Source organism: Altererythrobacter sp. CAU 1778 (assembly GCF_054482795.1).
In genome coordinates this window covers 164,531-183,371 of sequence record NZ_JBTLRP010000001.1, presented here as the reverse complement: position 1 = coordinate 183,371, position 18,841 = coordinate 164,531, and the positions used below count along the sequence as shown (strand labels likewise).

Below are 18,841 nucleotides of genomic sequence, written 5' to 3'. Positions count from 1 at the left end.
GGCATTCTGGTGCCCGGCGACGCAATGCTGAAATGTCACACTTTAAGGCAAACGCGGAAACGCTAGCAACTCTGCGGTTTGCAAGGCGCTTGCGCTCCTTTAGACGCCACGCCCGTCTGCGCGGGCCCCTCCCGGCGGGCGGAAATGAGAGAGAGATACCAGACATGATTAGCAAAGTTTCGCTGGCAGCGATCGCGCTGTCGGGCGCAGGCATGGCAGCCCCCCTCGCAGCCCATGCACAAGACGCTGAAGCCAGCGCAGAGGCAGAAACGCAGCGGGGCAGCGCGCTCGACAGCCTGAACGTCATCGTCGTCACCGGCACCAAGACGCAGGACGCCGAAGACGTGCAGGACGTGGCGCTGGCCGTCACCGCCTTCAACGCGGAGACGCTCGACGCGCTCAAGGTGCGCGACGTCCAGTCGCTGACCTATTCCGCGCCGAACGTCAGCCTCGACCAGGTCGGCACCAGCCGCGGCACCGCGAACTTCTCGGTCCGCGGTCTCGGCATCAACAGCTCGATCCCCTCGATCGACCCGACCGTGGGCGTGTTCGTCGACGGCGTGTACCTGGGCTTCAACGGCGGCGTCGTGTTCGACCTGTTCGACCTCGACAGCGTGGAAATCCTGCGCGGTCCGCAGGGTGTGCTGTTCGGCCGTAACGTGACCGGCGGCGCAGTGCTGATCAACACCGGCAACCCGACCGACTATTTCACCGGCAAGTTCCGCGCCTCGGTCGACGGCCCGTGGCTCGACGACGGTCGCGGCGGCTCCAACTACACCGCCAGCGGCGTGGTTTCCGGCCCGATCGTGGACGACACGCTGTTGTTCAAGCTGGGCGGCTACTACAACAAGGACGATGGCTACTTCCTCAACCAGTTCGACGATACGAACCACGGCGAGGCGGAAACCAAGATCGTGCGCGGCGCGCTGGAAGGCCGCTTCGGCGGGCTGAACCTGCTCGGCAAGATCGACTACTTCACCAGCGAAGGCGACGGCCCGTCCGGCCAGAACCGTGGCTTCTTCGACCGTGACAGCTTCGACATGGCCATCGACGAGAAGGGTTCGTACGAGAACGAGATCTGGACCGGCTCGCTCAAGGCCGAACTCGACGTCGGCCCTGGCACGCTGACCAACATCTTCGGCTATCGCAACTACTCGGCCGAAACGCTGGGCGACATCGACAGCTCCCCCTTCTTCCTGTTCCATTCAGGCACTGAGACGGAGCAGGAGCAGTATTCGAACGAACTGCGCTACGCCGTCAGCCTGAACCGGCTCGACCTGACGGTCGGCGGCTTCTGGTTCGACCAGAACATCGCCTACACCGAAACACGTGACCTGCCCCCGCTCAGCGCGCTGACCTTCTACGGCGGCGGTGCGCAGGACCATCAGGTTCTCGGCGCCTTCGCCAACGGCAAGTTCGCCCTGACCGATGCCCTGTCCGTCATCGCCGGTATCCGCTGGAGCCGCGAGGAAAAGAGCGCAGACGTGACCTACATCCGTCCGCGCCCGGCCTGTTCGGTGGTCGACGGGACCTGCCCGGTCACCGGCACCAACCCGTTCATTCCGACCGAGAACAACGGTTTCTCGGATGACAACAGCTGGTCGAATTGGTCGCCCAAGCTGGGTCTGCAGTACGAATTCGATGCCGGCCAGGTGTACGGCCACTGGACCCGCGGCTATCGCAGCGGCGGCTACAACTTCCGCATCACCAGCGCTTCGATCTTCGAAAACGTCGTTGTCCCGGCCACCGGCGGCAACTTCAGCTTCGACGAGGAAAAGGTCGACAATTACGAGATCGGCGGCAAGTTCCAGACGGTCGACAATGCCCTGACCCTCAACCTCGCGGCCTATGTCACCAAGATCACGGACATGCAGCGTGAAGTGAACCAGAGCTCGCCGACCGCCGGCGTCTCGCAGTTCATTCTCAACACCGCCGACGCGACCATTACCGGCGTCGAGGCGGAGGCCCGCCTGCGCGTGTCGCCCAGCCTGCTGTTCACCGGCAACATCGGCCTCATCGACGACAATTATGACGAAGTGCGCTTCGACATTTCCGGCGATGGCGTGATCGACGATGCGGACCTCGACCTCCGCCTGCCGCGCGTTCCGGAAATGACCTGGGGCTTCGGCTTCATTCACGAACTGGACCTCGGCAACAGCGAGATCATCAGCCGCGCAAACCTGCAGTATCGCGACGAGTTCGCCTACACCGACAACAACTTCGGTTACATCCAGGACGCGGTGAACGTCGATGCCAACATCACGTGGAACACGCCCGTCGATGGGCTGGCGCTGTCGGTCTACGGCAAGAACCTGCTCGACGAAGTGCAGGTCGGTGGCGACACGCAGCTGCCCTTCGGCGGACCGCTGTCGAACGGCGTGAACCGTCCGTTCGACTACTACCCGGCTGCCGGCACGCTCTCGCCGCTCAGCAAGGGCCGTCAGGTCGGCGTGGAAGCCACCTTCCAGTTCTGATCCCGGAACTGCGGACACAGAAAAGGGCGCTCCCTCGCGGGGGCGCCCTTTTTCGTGGGGTCAAAGGTTCAGGCGGAGGCAGCGGCGGACAGGCGCGCCCTTGCCTCGTCCTCGCCGATCAGCGGCAGCAGTTCGGCCATGTCGGGCCCGTGGTCGCGCCCGGTCAGCGCCTGACGCAGCGGCAGGAACAGCGGCTTGCCCTTGCGGCCGGTGCGCTCTTTCAGGGTTCCGGTCAGCGATTGCCAGGGCGCGCCGTTCCATTGCAGCACCTCCGCAGCCGCGGCCAGGAAGGCCCGGTCCTCGTCGGAGAACGCAGGCGGTTCGATCGGCCCGGTGACGACCTGCCACCATTCGATGACCTCGCTCGCCTTTTCGAGATTGGGGCGGATGGCGTGCCATGCCTCGGGCGTGAAGCCTGCGGGCAGATAACCCTTCACTGCATCGAATGGCAGCTGGTGGACGATCTGCGCGTTGAGCCGCGCCAGCTCCGCCTCGTCGAAGCGCGCCGGGGCGCGCCCGAAGGTCGAGAGGTCGAATGTCTCCAGCAGCGGTGCAGGGTCGAGAAACGGCTCGACCGGCTGGCTCGTGCCAAGCCGCGCGAGCAGCGAAACGATGGCCATCGGCTCGTAACCCTGTTCGCGAAACGCATCGCATCCCAGCGAGCCGAGCCGCTTCGACAGCTTGCCCTCGGCACCCACGAGCAGTGCTTCATGCGCGAATTCCGGTAGCGGTTTTTGTGCAGCGAAACCCGCAGCATAAAGTGCGGTAAACATCTGTATTTGCACGGCAGTATTCGAAACGTGGTCCTCTCCGCGCAGCACTTGCGTAACGCCCATTGCAATGTCGTCCACCGTGCTGGGCAGCATGTAGAGCCAGCTGCCATCGGCGCGCCGCACAACGGGATCGGACATCTGCGCAGGGTCGAATTTCTGCAATCCGCGCACACCATCGTCCCACACGATAGGCGCGTCGTGATCGAGCTTGAAACGCCAGTGCGGTGCGACACCTTCGGCATCCTTCTCGGCGCGCTCCGCTTCGGTCATTTCCAGCGCGGCGCGGTCGTAGATCGGTGGCAGTCCCCGCCCCAGCTGGATTTTGCGCTTGAGCTCAAGCTCCTGCGCGGTCTCATACGCCGAGTATATGCGTCCCGCTTCGCGCAGGGCCTCGAACGCGGCCTCGTAATGCGCGAACCGCTGCGACTGGCGCTCCTCCCCGTCCGGGGTCAGGCCCAGCCAAGCAAGGTCCGCGCGGATCGCCTCGACATATTCCTCCCGCGAGCGTTCCGCGTCGGTGTCGTCGATCCGCAGCAGGAACTTGCCGCCCGCGCGCTTGGCAAGCATCCAGTTGTGCAGCGCGGTGCGGATGTTGCCGACATGAAGACGCCCGGTGGGCGAAGGGGCGAAACGGGTGATGACACTCATGCCCGCCCCTATAGGCTTTCCTACGCGAGATTGAAGCGCGCGCGCACCTTGGCGATTTCGTCGCGATAGGCGGTGATGGCCTTGCGATCCTCATCCGACCCGTGGGCGTCGATCCACGGCTGAAGCTCCGCAATCTCGTACAACGCGATATCGATGTGGCCGGGCAGCGTCTCCAGCGCGTCGAGCTTTTGCGCCTCGAACTGCGCGACATATTCCGGCGGGAGATTCTTTGGCTGCTTGCGCCCGGCGACGCGCCACTGGTCCTTCGTCCGCGCCATCACCTTGTGGAGATGCTGGCGGATCAGCTGCACGGCCAGCGCGCCCTCCCCATTGGCGACGAAGCCGTCGAGCGCCATACGGGTGCGTTCGTCCAGCCAGTTGGAGAAATGGAAGCCATCCCGCGCCCGCAGCCAGTTGGCGACCTGTTCGCTTTCACGCGCGTCGATGTAGCGCGCGATCAGCGGCATGGAGATCATGTGACCGTCATCGAGGAATATCCGCATGGCCTGCGCCTTGGTGATGTCGCCGGTCTTGTGAAGCGCCGTGGCCGCGTTGCTGACGCGCTCGTAATCCTGCCGGAACCCCTTGAAACGCAGCTCCGCGCGATTGGCAAAGTCTCGCGCCAGGGCGACGAGATCGGCGGGCGGCGGCGGAGGGGGCGGATCGACCCCGAACAGCCGTCGCTCCATGTCGGAGAGGGGGCGGTCCGGGTCGCCCTCAGGCTCTGGCATGCCCGCGCTGGTCATGCCGCGCTCATCCGCTGCGGAAGCTGTGCGTGATGGGATAACGTCGGTCGCGGCCGAAGTTCTTGGTACCCAGCTTCACACCCGGTGGGGCCTGTCGCCGCTTGTATTCCGCGACGTGGAGCAAATGCTCGATCCGCTTCACCGTGTCCCGGTCCAGCCCATCCGAGACAAGCTGGTCGATGCTCTTTTCCTGCTCGACAAGGCCGTAGAGGATCTTGTCCAGCACCTCGTAGGGCGGGAGGGAATCGTCGTCGCGCTGGTCGTGGCGCAGCTCCGCGCTGGGCGGCTTGGAAATGATTTCCGGCGGGATCACCACCCCTTCGTTCCCCAGTCCCAACTTCGGGCGGTGCGAATTGCGCCACGCGGCGAGGCGGAACACGGTCATCTTATAGGCGTCCTTCAGCGGGTTGTAGCCGCCCGCCATGTCGCCGTAGATCGTGGCATAGCCGACGCTCATCTCGCTCTTGTTGCCGGTGGTCATCAGCATCGGGCCAAACTCGTTCGACAGCGCCATCAGCGTCACGCCGCGAATGCGCGACTGGATGTTCTCTTCCGTCGTATCGACTTCGACATCGGCAAAATCCTCTGCCAGCATCGCGTCGAAGCCGTCGACCGCGGGCTGGATCGGAATGGTCTCGTGCCGGCAGCCGATCATCTCGCTGCATTCGCGCGCGTGGTCGAGGCTGGCCTGGCTGGTGAAGCGGCTCGGCAGCATGACCGCCCACACCCGCTCCGGGCCCAGCGCGTCGGCGGCAATGGCAGCGCACAGCGCGCTGTCGATGCCGCCCGACATGCCCAGCACCACGCCGGGAAAGCGGTTCTTCTCCACGTAGTCCCGCAGCGCGAGGACCATGGCGTTGTAAACGTCTTCCGGATGTTCGGAGAGCGGGTGCAGCTCGCCCCGGTCGCAGGCCCAGCCATCGCCGGCGCGGGTCCAGCGCGTCTCCGCGATCTGTTCCTCGAAATCGCGCATCTGCCAGGCGAGCGAACCGTCGCCGTTGATGACGAAGCTCGCGCCGTCGAAGACCAACTCGTCCTGCCCGCCGACGCGGTTGAGATAGGCCATGGGGATGCCGGTATCGATCGCACGGCGGCGCGCGACATCCTCGATCCGCAGTTCGTCCTTGTCGATTTCGTATGGACTGCCGTTGATGCAGACGAACATCCCTGCGCCGAAGTCCGCGAGGTGACGACACACATCGGGGTGCCAGATGTCTTCGCAAATTGGCAGGCCGAGCAACGCGCCGCGGAAGCCCACCGGCTCCGGCAATGGACCGGGCACGAACAACCGCCCTTCGTCGAAAGTGCCGTAATTGGGGAGTTCGTACTTGAACCGGGTGGCGACCACCTTGCCCTGGTCGAGCAGGGCGACGCCGTTGTGCAGGGCCCCATCGCGCACGAAGGCGCTGCCGACCAGCATGGCAGGGCCGCCATCGTTGGTGGCGCGCGCCATCGCTTCCAGCTCGGCAGCAGCGCGATTGACGATTTCGGGCTTCAGGATGAGGTCTTCGGGCGGATAGCCGATCAGCTGCATTTCGGGGAACACGACGAGATCGGTCTTGCCCGCGCCCTTCCTCACTTCCAGCATCTGTGCGGCATTGCCGGCGATGTCGCCGACGCGCTGGTTCAATTGGGCAAGCGTAATCGAGAGCGTATCGGTCATGGGGGCGGTGATGCCGTGAAGCCGCGACCCGCGCAACGCCTAAGCGGTGCTGGCAGCGCGCTTATCGCCGGATCAGCACGACGCTCCTCCCGCCGCCGCGGATGACGACGCTGGCCGGATTGACCCATTCGATGGTGTTTGACGCGGCCATAGCCTCCCAGATTTGCGGAACCTCCGGCGGGAAGCCGATTTCGCAGACCATATCCGGCGCCTCTCGTGGGGCGAGACGGAACGTGACGCCATCAATGGAATAGCTAACCGACTGGCCCGCGCACCCCGGCTCCCACCAGATCTGTTCGAAGTCGGCCTCGACCGGCAAATCGTTGGAGAGAGCCTTTCCATCAATGGATTCGACGGTCCATGCACCGGTGAGGTCGGCCGAGCGGGATGCCTTCTCCTCGGCGGACGGTATGCGCTTCAGTTGCACCGTGCCGCCGGGGCCGGAGAACCACAGGCCGGAACGCACGAAGCGTACCGTGTCCGCCCGGTCGAACGCGGCGCTGATTGCTTCTTCGCCCGGCGCGAGGGAGCGGGCGCACATGGCGACGGATTCGCCATAGTTGAACGGGCCAGTGGCGATGCTCTCGCCCTGACGGGTGTAAGACCAGTCGTCGTAGATGCACTGCGAGACGAAATTGATGCGGTCGGCGCCGATCGTAACGGTCGGGTCCGAACCTTCAATCCCGATCACCGGCTCCGCCTCGTTGACGTAGATGACCATGTAAGTGCCGGCGAGCGAACGCTCCTCGGCCGGCTTGGCCTGCTGCGGTGCCTCTCCAGCCGGAGACTGCTCCACCGGCGAACATCCCAGCAAAACGACCGATGCGAATGCCGGACCGAACTTCACCACCGCGTCTCTCCTGTCCTGAATGCAAAAGGGCCCCGGACGATACTCTCGTCCGGGGCCCTTGAATGCCAGTCAGGCTGAACCGCGGATTATTCCTCGGTCGCTGCGCCTTCGTCGCTGGTCTGCAGGTAATCGCCGGCGTCGGCATCGGTGCCGTGGGTTTCACCCTCGACACGCGCCAGCGGATCGTCGCCCAGCGCCGCTTCCGGACCCTGCGCGAGTTCGGCTGCGTGCTCTTCTTCCGCCGTGTTGGCAGCGACCAGAGCTTCCTGCGTCTTCTTCCATTCGGCACGGATCGCGGCGTCGCGGCCCGATGCGGCGATGCGCACCCGGTTCATGCCCGCGCCGGTACCGGCGGGGATGAGACGGCCGACGATGACGTTTTCCTTCAGGCCGATCAGCGTGTCCTTCTTGCCCTCGACCGAAGCCTGGGTGAGCACGCGGGTCGTTTCTTGGAAGGACGCCGCCGAGATGAACGAACGCGTCTGGAGCGAGGCCTTGGTGATGCCCAGCAGCACCGGCTTGCCCTGCGCCTTGCGCTTGCCCTTCGCCAGCTTGGCGTTGGTTTCGTTCATTTCCGCGTAGTCGACCTGTTCGCCCGGCAGCAGCGTGGTGTCGCCGCCATCGGTGATCTCGACCTTCTGCAGCATCTGGCGAACGATCACCTCGATGTGCTTGTCGTTGATCTTCACGCCCTGCAGTCGATACACTTCCTGGATCTCGGCCACGAGGTATTCTGCCAGCGCTTCCACGCCCAGGACTTCGAGGATGTCGTGCGGGTTGGGCGAGCCGGAAATCAGCGTATCGCCCTGCTTCACGAAGTCGCCTTCCTGAACGTCGATGACCTTGGTCTTCGGGATCAGGTACTCGACGGGTTCACCCTCCTCGGGGATGATCGCGATCTTGCGCTTGGCCTTGTATTCGCGGACGAATTCGATCTTGCCGGAAATCTTGGCAATGATCGCATTGTCCTTCGGAATACGTGCTTCGAACAGCTCGGCAACACGCGGCAGACCGCCGGTGATGTCGCGGGTCTTGGCGGCTTCGCGGCTGGCACGAGCGAGAATGTCGCCCGCTTCGACCTGCTGACCGTCTTCGACAGAGAGCGTGGTGCCCGGCGCCAGCATGTAGCGCGCGGCCTCCGTATCGTCGCCCTTCTTGCCCGAGCTTTCGTCGCCCATCAGGGTGAGGCGCGGACGCAGATCGTCCTTCTTGGAACCGCGAGCCTGAAGCTCCGTCACCACGCGCTGCGCGATGCCGGTGGCGTCGTCCACACGCTCTTCCAGTGTCTTGCCTTCGACAAGATCCTGATAGCGCACGATACCCGCAGTTTCGGTGATGATCGGCAGCGAGAACGGATCCCACTCTGCCAGACGATCGCCTTCCTTCACCTTGGAGCCGTGTTCGAACATCAGCACGGTACCGTAAGGCACCTTGTGGATGGCGCGTTCACGGCCTTCGGGATCGATCACCACCATCTCGCCCGAGCGGGCGAGCGACAGGCGGCGGTTCCGCTTGTCGGTGATGGTCGGCATGTCGCGATATTCGACCGTACCGTCGCTGATCGATTCGAGGTGCGAGGTTTCGTTGACCTGCGCCGCGCCGCCGATGTGGAACGTCCGCATCGTCAGCTGGGTGCCGGGTTCACCGATGGACTGCGCGGCGATCACGCCGACAGCCTCGCCGATGTTGACCGGCGTACCGCGGGCAAGATCACGGCCGTAGCACGTACCGCAGACGCCCTGTTCCGCTTCGCAGACGAGCGGCGAACGGATCTTGGTCTGCTGGACTTCGGCAGCCTCGATCTCGGCGACCATCGGTTCGTCGAGCAGCGTGCCCGCCTTCACGATGACTTCGCCGGTCGCGACGTTGACGATGTCTTCCGCCGTGGTGCGGCCGAGAATGCGCTCACCCAGCGAGGCGATAACCGAGCCGCCCTGGACGATGGCACGCATTTCCAGCGCGTTCTTGGTCTTGCAGTCGTTCTCCACGATGACGCAATCCTGCGACACGTCGACGAGGCGGCGGGTCAGGTAACCCGAGTTCGCCGTCTTGAGCGCCGTGTCCGCCAGGCCCTTGCGGGCGCCGTGGGTGGAGTTGAAGTATTCGAGGACGGTCAGGCCTTCCTTGAAGTTCGAGATGATCGGCGTTTCGATGATCTCGCCCGACGGCTTGGCCATCAGCCCGCGCATACCGGCAAGCTGCTTCATCTGCGCCGGCGAACCACGCGCACCCGAATGGCTCATCATGTAGATCGAGTTGATCTGCGCCTCGCGGCCGTCATCGTCCTTCGGACGCGCCTTGATCTTGTCCATCATGGCGTTGGCCACGGTGTCGCCGCAACGGCTCCACGCGTCGATCACCTTGTTGTACTTTTCCTGCTGGGTGATCAGGCCGTCCTGGTACTGCTGCTCGTAATCGGCAACCAGCGCCTTCGTTTCCTCGATCAGGCCGTCCTTCTCGTGCGGGATGATCATGTCATCCTTGCCGAACGAGATGCCCGCACGGCAGGCGTGACGGAAGCCCAGCACCATGATGGCGTCGGCGAACAGCACCGTGTCCTTCTGGCCGGTGTGGCGATAGACCTGGTCGATCACGTCGCCGATTTCCTTCTTGGTGAGAAGGCGGTTGACGACGTCGAACGGCACGGTGTGGCTCTTGGGCAGGCACTCGCCGATCAGCATCCGGCCCGGCGTGGTTTCCACGCGAACCATGACTTCCTTGCCGCTTTCGTTCGTTTGCGGAACGCGGGTGTGGATCTTCGAGTGGAGCGTCACCGCGCCCACTTCCAGCGCCTGGTGCACTTCGGCGATGTCGGCCAGCACCTTGCCCTCGCCCGGCTCGCCTTCGCGGTCCATCGAGAGGTAGTACAGGCCCAGCACCATGTCCTGCGAAGGAACGATGATCGGCTTGCCGTTGGCGGGCGAGAGGATGTTGTTGGTCGACATCATCAGCACGCGCGCTTCGAGCTGGGCTTCCAGCGAAAGCGGCACGTGGACGGCCATCTGGTCACCATCGAAGTCGGCGTTGAAGGCCGAGCAGACGAGCGGGTGCAGCTGGATCGCCTTGCCTTCGATCAGCACGGGCTCAAACGCCTGAATGCCGAGGCGGTGGAGCGTCGGTGCGCGGTTCAGCAGGACCGGGTGTTCGCGGATGACTTCATCCAGGATGTCCCAGACTTCCTTGCGTTCCTTCTCGACCCACTTCTTCGCCTGCTTCAGGGTCATCGACAGACCCTTGGCGTCGAGGCGGGCGTAGATGAACGGCTTGAACAGCTCGAGCGCCATCTTCTTGGGCAGGCCGCACTGGTGCAGCTTGAGTTCCGGACCGGTCACGATGACCGAGCGGCCCGAATAGTCGACGCGCTTGCCGAGAAGGTTCTGGCGGAAGCGGCCCTGCTTGCCCTTGAGCATATCGGACAGCGACTTGAGCGGACGCTTGTTGGCGCCGGTGATGACGCGGCCACGGCGACCGTTGTCGAACAGCGCATCGACCGATTCCTGAAGCATGCGCTTTTCGTTGCGGACGATGATGTCCGGCGCACGCAGTTCCATCAGGCGCTTCAGGCGGTTGTTGCGGTTGATGACGCGGCGATAGAGGTCATTGAGGTCCGAGGTCGCGAAGCGGCCACCGTCCAGCGGCACCAGCGGGCGCAATTCGGGCGGGATGACCGGCACGACTTCGAGGATCATCCATTCGGGGCGGTTGCCCGAATCGATGAAGCTTTCGACGACCTTCAGACGCTTGATGATCTTGGCGGGCTTGAGCTTGGACTTGGTGGTCTCAAGCTCTTCCATCAGATCGTCACGCTCACGCTCGAGGTCGAGTTCCATGAGCATGGTCTTGACCGCCGCGGCGCCGATGTCGGCGGTGAAGGCGTCTTCGCCATATTCGTCCTGCGCGTCGAGCAGCTCGTCCTCGGTCAGCAGCTGGAACTTCTCCAGCGGCGTCAGGCCGGGTTCGGTGACGATGTAGCTTTCGAAATACAGCACGCGCTCGAGCTGCTTGAGCTGCATGTCGAGCAGCAGGCCGATGCGCGACGGCAGCGACTTGAGGAACCAGATGTGCGCGACCGGCGCGGCCAGTTCGATGTGGCCCATGCGCTCGCGGCGGACCTTGGTCACGGTCACTTCGACGCCGCACTTTTCGCACACGACGCCCTTGTACTTCATGCGCTTGTACTTGCCGCACAGGCACTCGTAGTCCTTCACCGGACCGAAGATGCGCGCACAGAACAGGCCGTCACGCTCGGGCTTGAACGTGCGATAGTTGATCGTCTCGGGCTTCTTGATCTCGCCGAACGACCACGAGCGGATGCGTTCCGGCGAAGCGATGCCGATCTGGATCTGGTCGAAGGTCTCCGGCTTGGAGAGCTGGTTGGTGAATTTGGTCAGTTCATTCATGACTTAAATCCCATTCGGGTAATTTCTCACAGGCGGAAGCGGGAGGAGGCGTGGCGCCCCCTACTCCGCCGCGATCTGCATGCCGTCGTCGCCCTCTTCGTCACCATCGGTGAAGCTGGAGAGTTCGACATTGAGGCCGAGGCTGCGCATTTCCTTGACGAGCACGTTGAAGCTTTCCGGGATGCCGGCGTCGAAGGCGTCGTCGCCCTTGACGATCGCTTCGTACACCTTGGTGCGGCCGACCACGTCGTCGGACTTCACCGTCAGCATTTCCTGCAGGGTGTAGGCCGCGCCGTATGCCTGCAGCGCCCAGACCTCCATCTCGCCGAAGCGCTGACCGCCGAACTGCGCCTTACCGCCCAGCGGCTGCTGGGTGACGAGGCTGTAGGGGCCGATCGAACGCGCGTGGATCTTGTCGTCCACCAAGTGGTGCAGCTTCAGCATGTAGATGTAGCCCACAGTCACCTTGCGGTCGAACGCATCGCCGGTACGGCCGTCGAACAGCGTGACCTGACCCGAGGAATCGAGCCCAGCCTTTTCCAGCATGGCCGACACGTCCGCCTCGCGCGCACCGTCGAACACCGGTGTGCCCATCGGAATGCCGTGACGCAGGTGACCGACCAGCTCGACGATTTCGTCGGTCGAACGCGACTGGATGTCGTCGGCGTAGTTCTCGCCATAGATGTCGACCAGACGCTCGATCACGGCGGTAGGCGCCTTGGCCTTTTCCGGATCGGGGTTGGCCTGACGCCATTCCTCGAGAGCTTCGGTGACCTGCTGGCCCAGACCACGCGCCGCGAGGCCGAGGTGGGTTTCGAAGATCTGACCGACGTTCATGCGGCTCGGCACGCCCAGCGGGTTCAGCACGATGTCGACCGGCGTGCCATCTTCCATGAAGGGCATGTCCTCGGCAGGAAGGATGCGCGAAATCACACCCTTGTTGCCGTGGCGTCCGGCCATCTTGTCGCCCGGCTGCAGCTTGCGCTTCACCGCGACGAAGACCTTGACCATCTTGAGCACGCCCGGTGCCAGTTCGTCACCGCGTTCGAGCTTCTCCTTGCGGTCGTCGAACTTGTCCTTGATGGCCTTGATCGCCTCGTCGTACTGGCCCTTGATCGCTTCGAGACCGGCCTGGCGGCTGTCGTCCGCAACCGCGAACTTGAACCACTCGTGCCGTTCCACGCCGTCGAGCACCTCGTCGGTGATCTCGCTGCCCTTCTTCACGCCCTTCGGCGCCGCGCTGGCGGTCTGGCCGACAAGCATGTCGCGCAGGCGATTGTAGGTGGCGCGGTTGAGGATGTTGCGCTCGTCCTCGCTATCCTTCTTGAGGCGTTCGATCTCCTCGTTCTGGATGGCGCGGGTACGATCGTCGATCTCGATTCCGTGGCGGTTGAAGATGCGAACATCCACGACCGTCCCGGCGACGCCGGGCGGCAGGCGAAGCGAGGTGTCGCGCACGTCGCTGGCCTTTTCGCCGAAGATGGCGCGCAGCAGCTTCTCTTCCGGCGTCATTGGGCTTTCGCCCTTCGGCGTGATCTTGCCCGCCAGAATGTCACCCGGATGCACTTCGGCGCCGATGTAGACGATGCCCGCTTCGTCGAGGTTGCGCAGGGCTTCCTCGCCGACGTTGGGAATGTCGCGGGTGATGTCTTCCGGACCCAGCTTCGTGTCGCGGGCCATGACTTCGAACTCCTCGATATGGATCGAGGTGAAGACGTCGTCCTTCACGATGCGTTCGCTGATCAGGATCGAGTCTTCGTAGTTGTAGCCATTCCACGGCATGAAGGCGACGAGGCTGTTCTTGCCCAGTGCCAGTTCGCCGAGATCGGTCGAAGGACCGTCGGCGATGATGTCGCCGGTCTCGATGATGTCGCCCACCTTCACCAGCGGACGCTGGTTGATGCAGGTCGACTGGTTGGAGCGCTGGAACTTCTGCAGCGTGTAGATGTCGACGCCGGGATTGCCTTCGTCGACTTCGCCGCTGGCGCGGATCACGATACGGCTGGCGTCGACCTGGTCGACGATGCCGCCGCGCGTGGCGGAAATCGCCGCGCCCGAATCGCGCGCCACGGTTTCTTCCATGCCGGTGCCGACGAACGGCGCCTCGGCGCGCACCAGAGGCACGGCCTGACGCTGCATGTTCGAGCCCATCAGTGCGCGGTTGGCGTCATCGTTTTCCAGGAACGGAATGAGCGATGCCGCGACCGAGACGAGCTGCTTGGGGCTGACGTCCATCAGCGTGACCTGCTCGTTCGGGGCCATCACGAATTCGCCGTTCTGGCGGGTCGAGACGAGTTCCTCGATGAATATGCCGTCCTTGTCGGTGTCGGCCGAGGCCTGCGCGACGGTGTGCTTCTGCTCTTCCATGGCGGAAAGGTAGGTCACGTCGCCCGAGACTTTGCCGTCCTTCACCGAACGGTACGGCGTCTCGATGAAGCCGTACTTGTTGACGCGGGCGAAGGTCGACAGCGAGTTGATCAGGCCGATGTTCGGGCCTTCCGGCGTTTCGATCGGACAGATGCGGCCGTAGTGCGTCGGGTGAACGTCGCGGACTTCGAAGCCGGCACGCTCACGGGTAAGACCGCCCGGCCCGAGCGCCGAAACGCGGCGCTTGTGGGTGACTTCCGACAGCGGGTTGGTCTGATCCATGAACTGCGAAAGCTGGCTGGAGCCGAAGAATTCGCGCACGGCAGCCACGGCGGGCTTCGCGTTGATCAGATCGTTCGGCATTACGGTGCTGACGTCGACGCTCGACATCCGCTCCTTCACCGCGCGTTCCATGCGCAGCAGGCCGACGCGGTACTGGTTTTCCAGCAGCTCACCCACCGAACGCACACGGCGGTTGCCGAGGTTGTCGATGTCGTCGACTTCGCCCTTGCCGTCCTTCAGGTCGACCAGTTCCTTCACCACGGCGAGGATGTCTTCCTTGCGCAGCGTGGTGACCGTGTCTTCTGCATCGAGGTCGAGGCGCATGTTCAGCTTCACGCGACCCACGGCGGACAGGTCGTAGCGATCGCTGTCGAAGAACAGGCCTTCGAACAGGGCTTCTGCGGTTTCCTTCGTCGGCGGTTCGCCCGGACGCATGACCTTGTAGATTGCCTCGAGGCCTTCCTCGCGGTTCTCGGCCTTGTCGACCTTCAGCGTGTTGCGGATCCACGGGCCGGTAGTGACGTGGTCGATGTCGAGCAGTTCGAGCTTGTCGACCCCGGCATTGTCCAGCTTCTCGAGGTTCTCAGGCGAAACTTCGTCGCCCGCCTCGATGTAGATGCGACCGGTCTTCTCGTCGATCAGGTCGACGCTGGCGTAGCGGCCGAAGATTTCCTCGGTCGGAATAAGCAGGGTCTTGAGACCGTCCTTTTCCGCCTTGTTGGCAGCGCGCGGGCTGATCTTCTGACCGGCGGGGAAGATTTCCTCGCCCGTCTTGGCATCGACCAGCGGGAAGGTCGGCTTCTGGCCGCGCCACTGCTCGGGATTGAAGGCGATCTTCCAGCCTTCGCCCGCCTTGCCCGACGCGCGTTCCCAGGTCACCGTGTCGTAGAAGTGCGCGAGGATGTCCTCGGCGTCGAGGCCGAGGCCGTAAAGCAGCGCGGTGACCGGCAGCTTGCGCTTGCGGTCGATACGCACGTTGACGATGTCCTTCGCGTCGAATTCGAAGTCGAGCCAGCTGCCGCGGTACGGAATGACGCGCGCGGCGAACAGGAACTTGCCGCTGGAGTGGGTCTTGCCGCGGTCATGGTCGAACAGGACACCGGGCGAACGGTGCATCTGCGACACGATCACGCGCTCGGTGCCGTTGATGATGAAGGTGCCGTTGCCCGTCATCAGGGGCATGTCGCCCATGTAGACGTCCTGCTCCTTGATATCGAGGACGCTGCGGGTTTCGGTTTCCTGGTCCACCTCGAACACGATCAGGCGCAGCGTGACCTTCATCGGAGCGGAATAGGTGATGCCGCGCTGGCGGCATTCGGTAATGTCGTACTTCGGCGGCTCAAGCTCGTAATGGACAAAGTCCAGCTCGGCCGTGCCGGCGAAGTCGCGAATCGGGAAGACGCTGCGCAGGGTCTTCTCAAGGCCGGACACGTAATCGATCGCCGGATCGGAGCGCAGGAACTGCTCGTAGCTCTCGCGCTGCACCTCGATCAGGTTCGGCATTTCCACCACTTCGTGGATGTCGCCGAAGATCTTGCGGATGCGGCGCTTCTTCGTACCGGTCGCGGGAACGGAAGCCTTGGATTGAGTCGCCATGGAAATATGTCGCCTTCGCGTTTCGAATTCATGTTCTGGCGCGGGGGTGCTCACGACATGCGAAAAGCCGCGATCGCCCTCCCTGATCCGGGAGGCGGCGGCTCTATGAGGCGTCGTGAGGCCGGCAGGCCGATCATCCTGATGAAGCGCTGCGCGAAGTCGCTTCCTGTCTCGATCGGTGCCGGATGTGAAAAGCCATATAGGATTCGCGGCGCCACTGGTCAACCGGTGCGACGATCGGACCAACGCAATTGCGCTATACCGCAGAACGATACCCCGAATATTGTTTTTCGATATTATCGTTTGACAATAAGACCGACTCGCCATATTGAATATCGATATTGCCAATCAAGGATATCGATAAATGGCCCGTTACAGCAACAACATCGTCGCGGCGCTCGCCGCTGTCGTCATTGCGCTCACCAGCATGTCGGCGCTGATCGAAGTTCCACCAGCAGCGGCGGGCACCTACGCCGCCGCCCCGCTGCTCGCCTGACCGATGGAGAACAGTCCCATGAAAACCGCACTCAAAGATCCGCTGCTGCTGTTCGCAAAGGCCGTCGCCATCTTCCTGCAAGGGGTGATGGCGCTAGGCGGCGCGATCCTGGCGCTCGTCATCCTCGCTGCCCTGTTCGGGCGGGGCAGGATCCTCGCCGAGATATCCGGCAAGATCGGAGAGGCTGCTCCGGCTGGCTTCTACCCCGCACTGATCGGCATCCTGCTGGTCGGACTCGCCATAGTGGCGCTGCTGTTCTTCTTCTTCGACAAGCTGCGCCGCATCATCGGCACGGTGGGCGAAGGCGATCCGTTCCAGCCTGAAAACGCCAGGCGGCTCAATATCATGGCGTGGCTGATGCTGGCCGTGCAATTGCTGTTCATTCCGGCGACGGCGCTCGGCCTGATCCTGGCGCAAGTGGCCGACGAGATGGATAATGTGGATATCTCGTCCGACGGGAGCGTGGATATTTCAGGCATATTGCTCGTCGTCATCCTCTTCATCCTCGCCCGCGTGTTCCGCAAGGGCACCGAAATGCGCGAAGAGCTGGAAGGAACCGTGTGATGCCGATCAACGTCAAACTCGACGACCTGCTGCACGAACGCCGCATGACTCTGACCGAACTGGCGGAACGCGTGGGCCTCACCCTCGCCAACCTGTCGATCCTCAAGACCGGCAAGGCCAAGGCGATGCGCTTCTCCACGCTGGAGGCAATCTGCCGCGAACTCGACTGCCAGCCGGGCGATCTGCTCGGCTATGAAGCGGAACGTTCTGGCGCAGAATGAAGCGCTGCGGGAACTTAGCGCGAATATGGCGATTTTGTGGCATAACCTCCCGGCGCAGTTCGTCGGGGCAAAGGAGAAAAGACATGAAGAAGATCATTCTCGTCGCCCTTCCCGCAACGCTCGCGCTGGCCGCCTGCAACAGCGAACCGGCCGAAACCGAAACCGCTGACGCGACGATGGAAGCCGAAGACACTGGCATGGCCGATTCCTCGATGGAAGGCACCATGGGCGAAGGCGCTGCCGGCACCGCAGAGGCGGCCATGACCGAAGAAGAACGCGCCAAGGCCCTCGATACGAGCGCCGAGATGGACGAAGAAATGGCCGACCGCGTCGAGGATTACGACGAAGCCGCCGCCGACCGTCTCGAAGCTTCGGCCGAAGCCAAGCAGGAACAGCGCGACGCGATCGACTGATCTGTCCGCACGCAAGCCGAGCTTGACTCGGAAAGCAAAACCCTTAGAGGCCCGCCACAGAACGGCGGGCCTTTTTGGTTTGTCCGTTCATCCGTCCGAGACAGCTGCTGGCCGGGATCTGCCCGACCTTAATTTGCAGCCTAGACGGGGAAACGAGATTTTCGCCGGGCCTTTTGCAGGCCCAGCAGATCGGCGTGATGCGTCACGCACCTCCTTCCCCAGACGCGGACCAATGCCCCCGGTGCATCAGCGCCGCGGGAAACGTGAGCCGGTCGTTCGCCCTCCAAAGGCGTTCGGCCATTAGTGAAGGAGTATGGCATGGATCGTTCGCAAAAGTCCGATTCGGTCGCCCAGCTCAGCGATGTCTTCAAAGAGGCAGGCGTGGTCGTCGTGACCCGCAACCTCGGCCTGACGGTGGCCCAGTCCACCGATCTGCGCTCGAAGATGCGCGAAGCCGGTGCGTCCTACAAGGTCGCGAAGAACCGCCTCGCCAAGCTCGCCCTGAAGGACACCGACTACGCCGGTATCGAGGAATATCTGAAAGGCCCGACGGCCATCGCATATTCCACGGACCCGGTTGCCGCCGCCAAGGCTGCAGTCGAATTCGCCAAGACGAACGAGAAGCTCGAAATCGTCGGCGGTTCCATGGGCGCGCAGGTGCTCGACGAAGCAGGTGTGAGGTCGCTGGCCTCGATGCCCAGCCTCGACGAGCTGCGTGGCACGATCGTGGGTCTCATCAACGCGCCGGCGACCAAGATCGCCCGCGTCGTCAACGAGCCCGCGGCCAAGCTTGCCCGCGTCTTCGGTGCCTATGGCGCCAAGGACGCTGCCTGAATTTCTCAGGCGCAAGCGGTTCGAAGCATACGAAACGAAACATACCGGGGCGCTGATGCCCCGATCTAATGGAGTGATACATCATGGCCGACGTAGCCAAGCTTGTAGAAGAACTGTCGAAGCTGACTGTCATGGAAGCCGCCGAGCTTGCCAAGGCGCTGGAAGAAGAGTGGGGCGTTAGCGCCGCCGCTGCTGTTGCCGTTGCTGGTCCCGCCGCTGGCGGCGCCGGTGATGCGGCTGCTGAAGAGCAGACCGAATTCGACGTCATCCTGACGGGCGACGGTGGCAAGAAGATCCAGGTCATCAAGGAAGTCCGCGCGATTACCGGCCTGGGCCTGACCGAAGCCAAGGCGCTGGTCGAAGGCGCGCCGAAGCCGCTCAAGGAAGGCGTGAACAAGGCGGAAGCCGAAGAAGTGAAGGGCAAGATCGAAGCAGCTGGCGGTACGGTTGAACTCAAGTAATTGGGCTCAGTAAGCCCCAGCGCTTACGCTTCGATCCGTCACGGATTGCGAAA

Annotated in this window: 13 protein-coding genes; 7 read left to right on the top strand and 6 right to left on the bottom strand. The window is 63.3% G+C overall.

Annotated features, from left to right (window positions below; translation table 11 throughout):
- The first annotated feature begins 164 nt into the window (after positions 1-164).
- Positions 165-2,474 (top strand): TonB-dependent receptor, encoded by a 2,310-nt coding sequence (locus ACXYN8_RS00830; protein WP_458887376.1) that lies wholly within the window; start codon positions 165-167, stop codon positions 2,472-2,474.
- A 68-nt stretch (positions 2,475-2,542) separates the two neighbouring features.
- On the opposite strand, the gene gltX is transcribed toward ACXYN8_RS00830, so the two are convergent.
- The 6 genes from gltX to rpoB all read right to left on the bottom strand — a co-directional run bounded on the left by gltX (position 2,543) and on the right by rpoB (position 15,799).
- Positions 2,543-3,895: a glutamate--tRNA ligase gene (gene gltX, locus ACXYN8_RS00825; protein ID WP_458887375.1), complete on the bottom strand. Its 1,353-nt coding sequence runs from the start codon at positions 3,893-3,895 to the stop codon at positions 2,543-2,545.
- A 20-nt stretch (positions 3,896-3,915) separates the two neighbouring features.
- A complete protein-coding gene (locus tag ACXYN8_RS00820) occupies positions 3,916-4,641 on the bottom strand; it encodes a hypothetical protein (protein WP_458887374.1) in 726 nt (241 codons plus the stop codon).
- Positions 4,642-4,648: 7 nt separating this feature from the next.
- Positions 4,649-6,304: an NAD+ synthase gene (locus ACXYN8_RS00815; protein ID WP_458887373.1), complete on the bottom strand. Its 1,656-nt coding sequence runs from the start codon at positions 6,302-6,304 to the stop codon at positions 4,649-4,651.
- Positions 6,305-6,365: 61 nt separating this feature from the next.
- Positions 6,366-7,154, bottom strand: coding sequence for a hypothetical protein (locus ACXYN8_RS00810; protein ID WP_458887372.1), 789 nt, complete (start codon positions 7,152-7,154; stop codon positions 6,366-6,368).
- An 86-nt stretch (positions 7,155-7,240) separates the two neighbouring features.
- Positions 7,241-11,554 carry a DNA-directed RNA polymerase subunit beta' gene (rpoC, locus tag ACXYN8_RS00805; protein ID WP_458887371.1) on the bottom strand — a complete coding sequence of 1,438 codons (4,314 nt, stop codon included), beginning with the start codon at positions 11,552-11,554 and terminating at the stop codon, positions 7,241-7,243.
- 60 nt (positions 11,555-11,614) lie between these two features.
- On the bottom strand, positions 11,615-15,799 hold the full coding sequence (rpoB, locus tag ACXYN8_RS00800) for a DNA-directed RNA polymerase subunit beta (RefSeq protein WP_458887370.1): 4,185 nt from the start codon (positions 15,797-15,799) through the stop codon (positions 11,615-11,617).
- A gap of 364 nt (positions 15,800-16,163) precedes the next feature.
- Between rpoB and ACXYN8_RS00795 the strand changes: the two genes are divergently transcribed.
- From ACXYN8_RS00795 to rplL, 6 genes are all read left to right on the top strand, one after another.
- Entirely contained in the window at positions 16,164-16,295 is a 132-nt protein-coding gene (locus tag ACXYN8_RS00795) for a hypothetical protein (RefSeq protein ID WP_458887369.1), read from the top strand.
- A gap of 18 nt (positions 16,296-16,313) precedes the next feature.
- Positions 16,314-16,859, top strand: a complete 546-nt coding sequence (locus ACXYN8_RS00790) for a DUF2975 domain-containing protein (RefSeq protein WP_458887368.1) — start codon at positions 16,314-16,316, stop codon at positions 16,857-16,859.
- Positions 16,859-17,080, top strand: coding sequence for a helix-turn-helix domain-containing protein (locus tag ACXYN8_RS00785; protein WP_458887367.1), 222 nt, complete (start codon positions 16,859-16,861; stop codon positions 17,078-17,080). Before ACXYN8_RS00790 ends, ACXYN8_RS00785 begins: the two co-directional genes overlap by 1 nt.
- 83 nt (positions 17,081-17,163) lie before the next feature.
- Positions 17,164-17,493 (top strand): hypothetical protein, encoded by a 330-nt coding sequence (locus ACXYN8_RS00780; RefSeq protein ID WP_458887366.1) that lies wholly within the window; start codon positions 17,164-17,166, stop codon positions 17,491-17,493.
- Positions 17,494-17,811: 318 nt separating this feature from the next.
- A complete protein-coding gene (gene rplJ / locus ACXYN8_RS00775) occupies positions 17,812-18,327 on the top strand; it encodes a 50S ribosomal protein L10 (protein WP_458887365.1) in 516 nt (171 codons plus the stop codon).
- An 83-nt stretch (positions 18,328-18,410) separates the two neighbouring features.
- Positions 18,411-18,788: a 50S ribosomal protein L7/L12 gene (gene rplL / locus ACXYN8_RS00770; protein WP_458887363.1), complete on the top strand. Its 378-nt coding sequence runs from the start codon at positions 18,411-18,413 to the stop codon at positions 18,786-18,788.
- Positions 18,789-18,841: the final 53 nt, after the last annotated feature.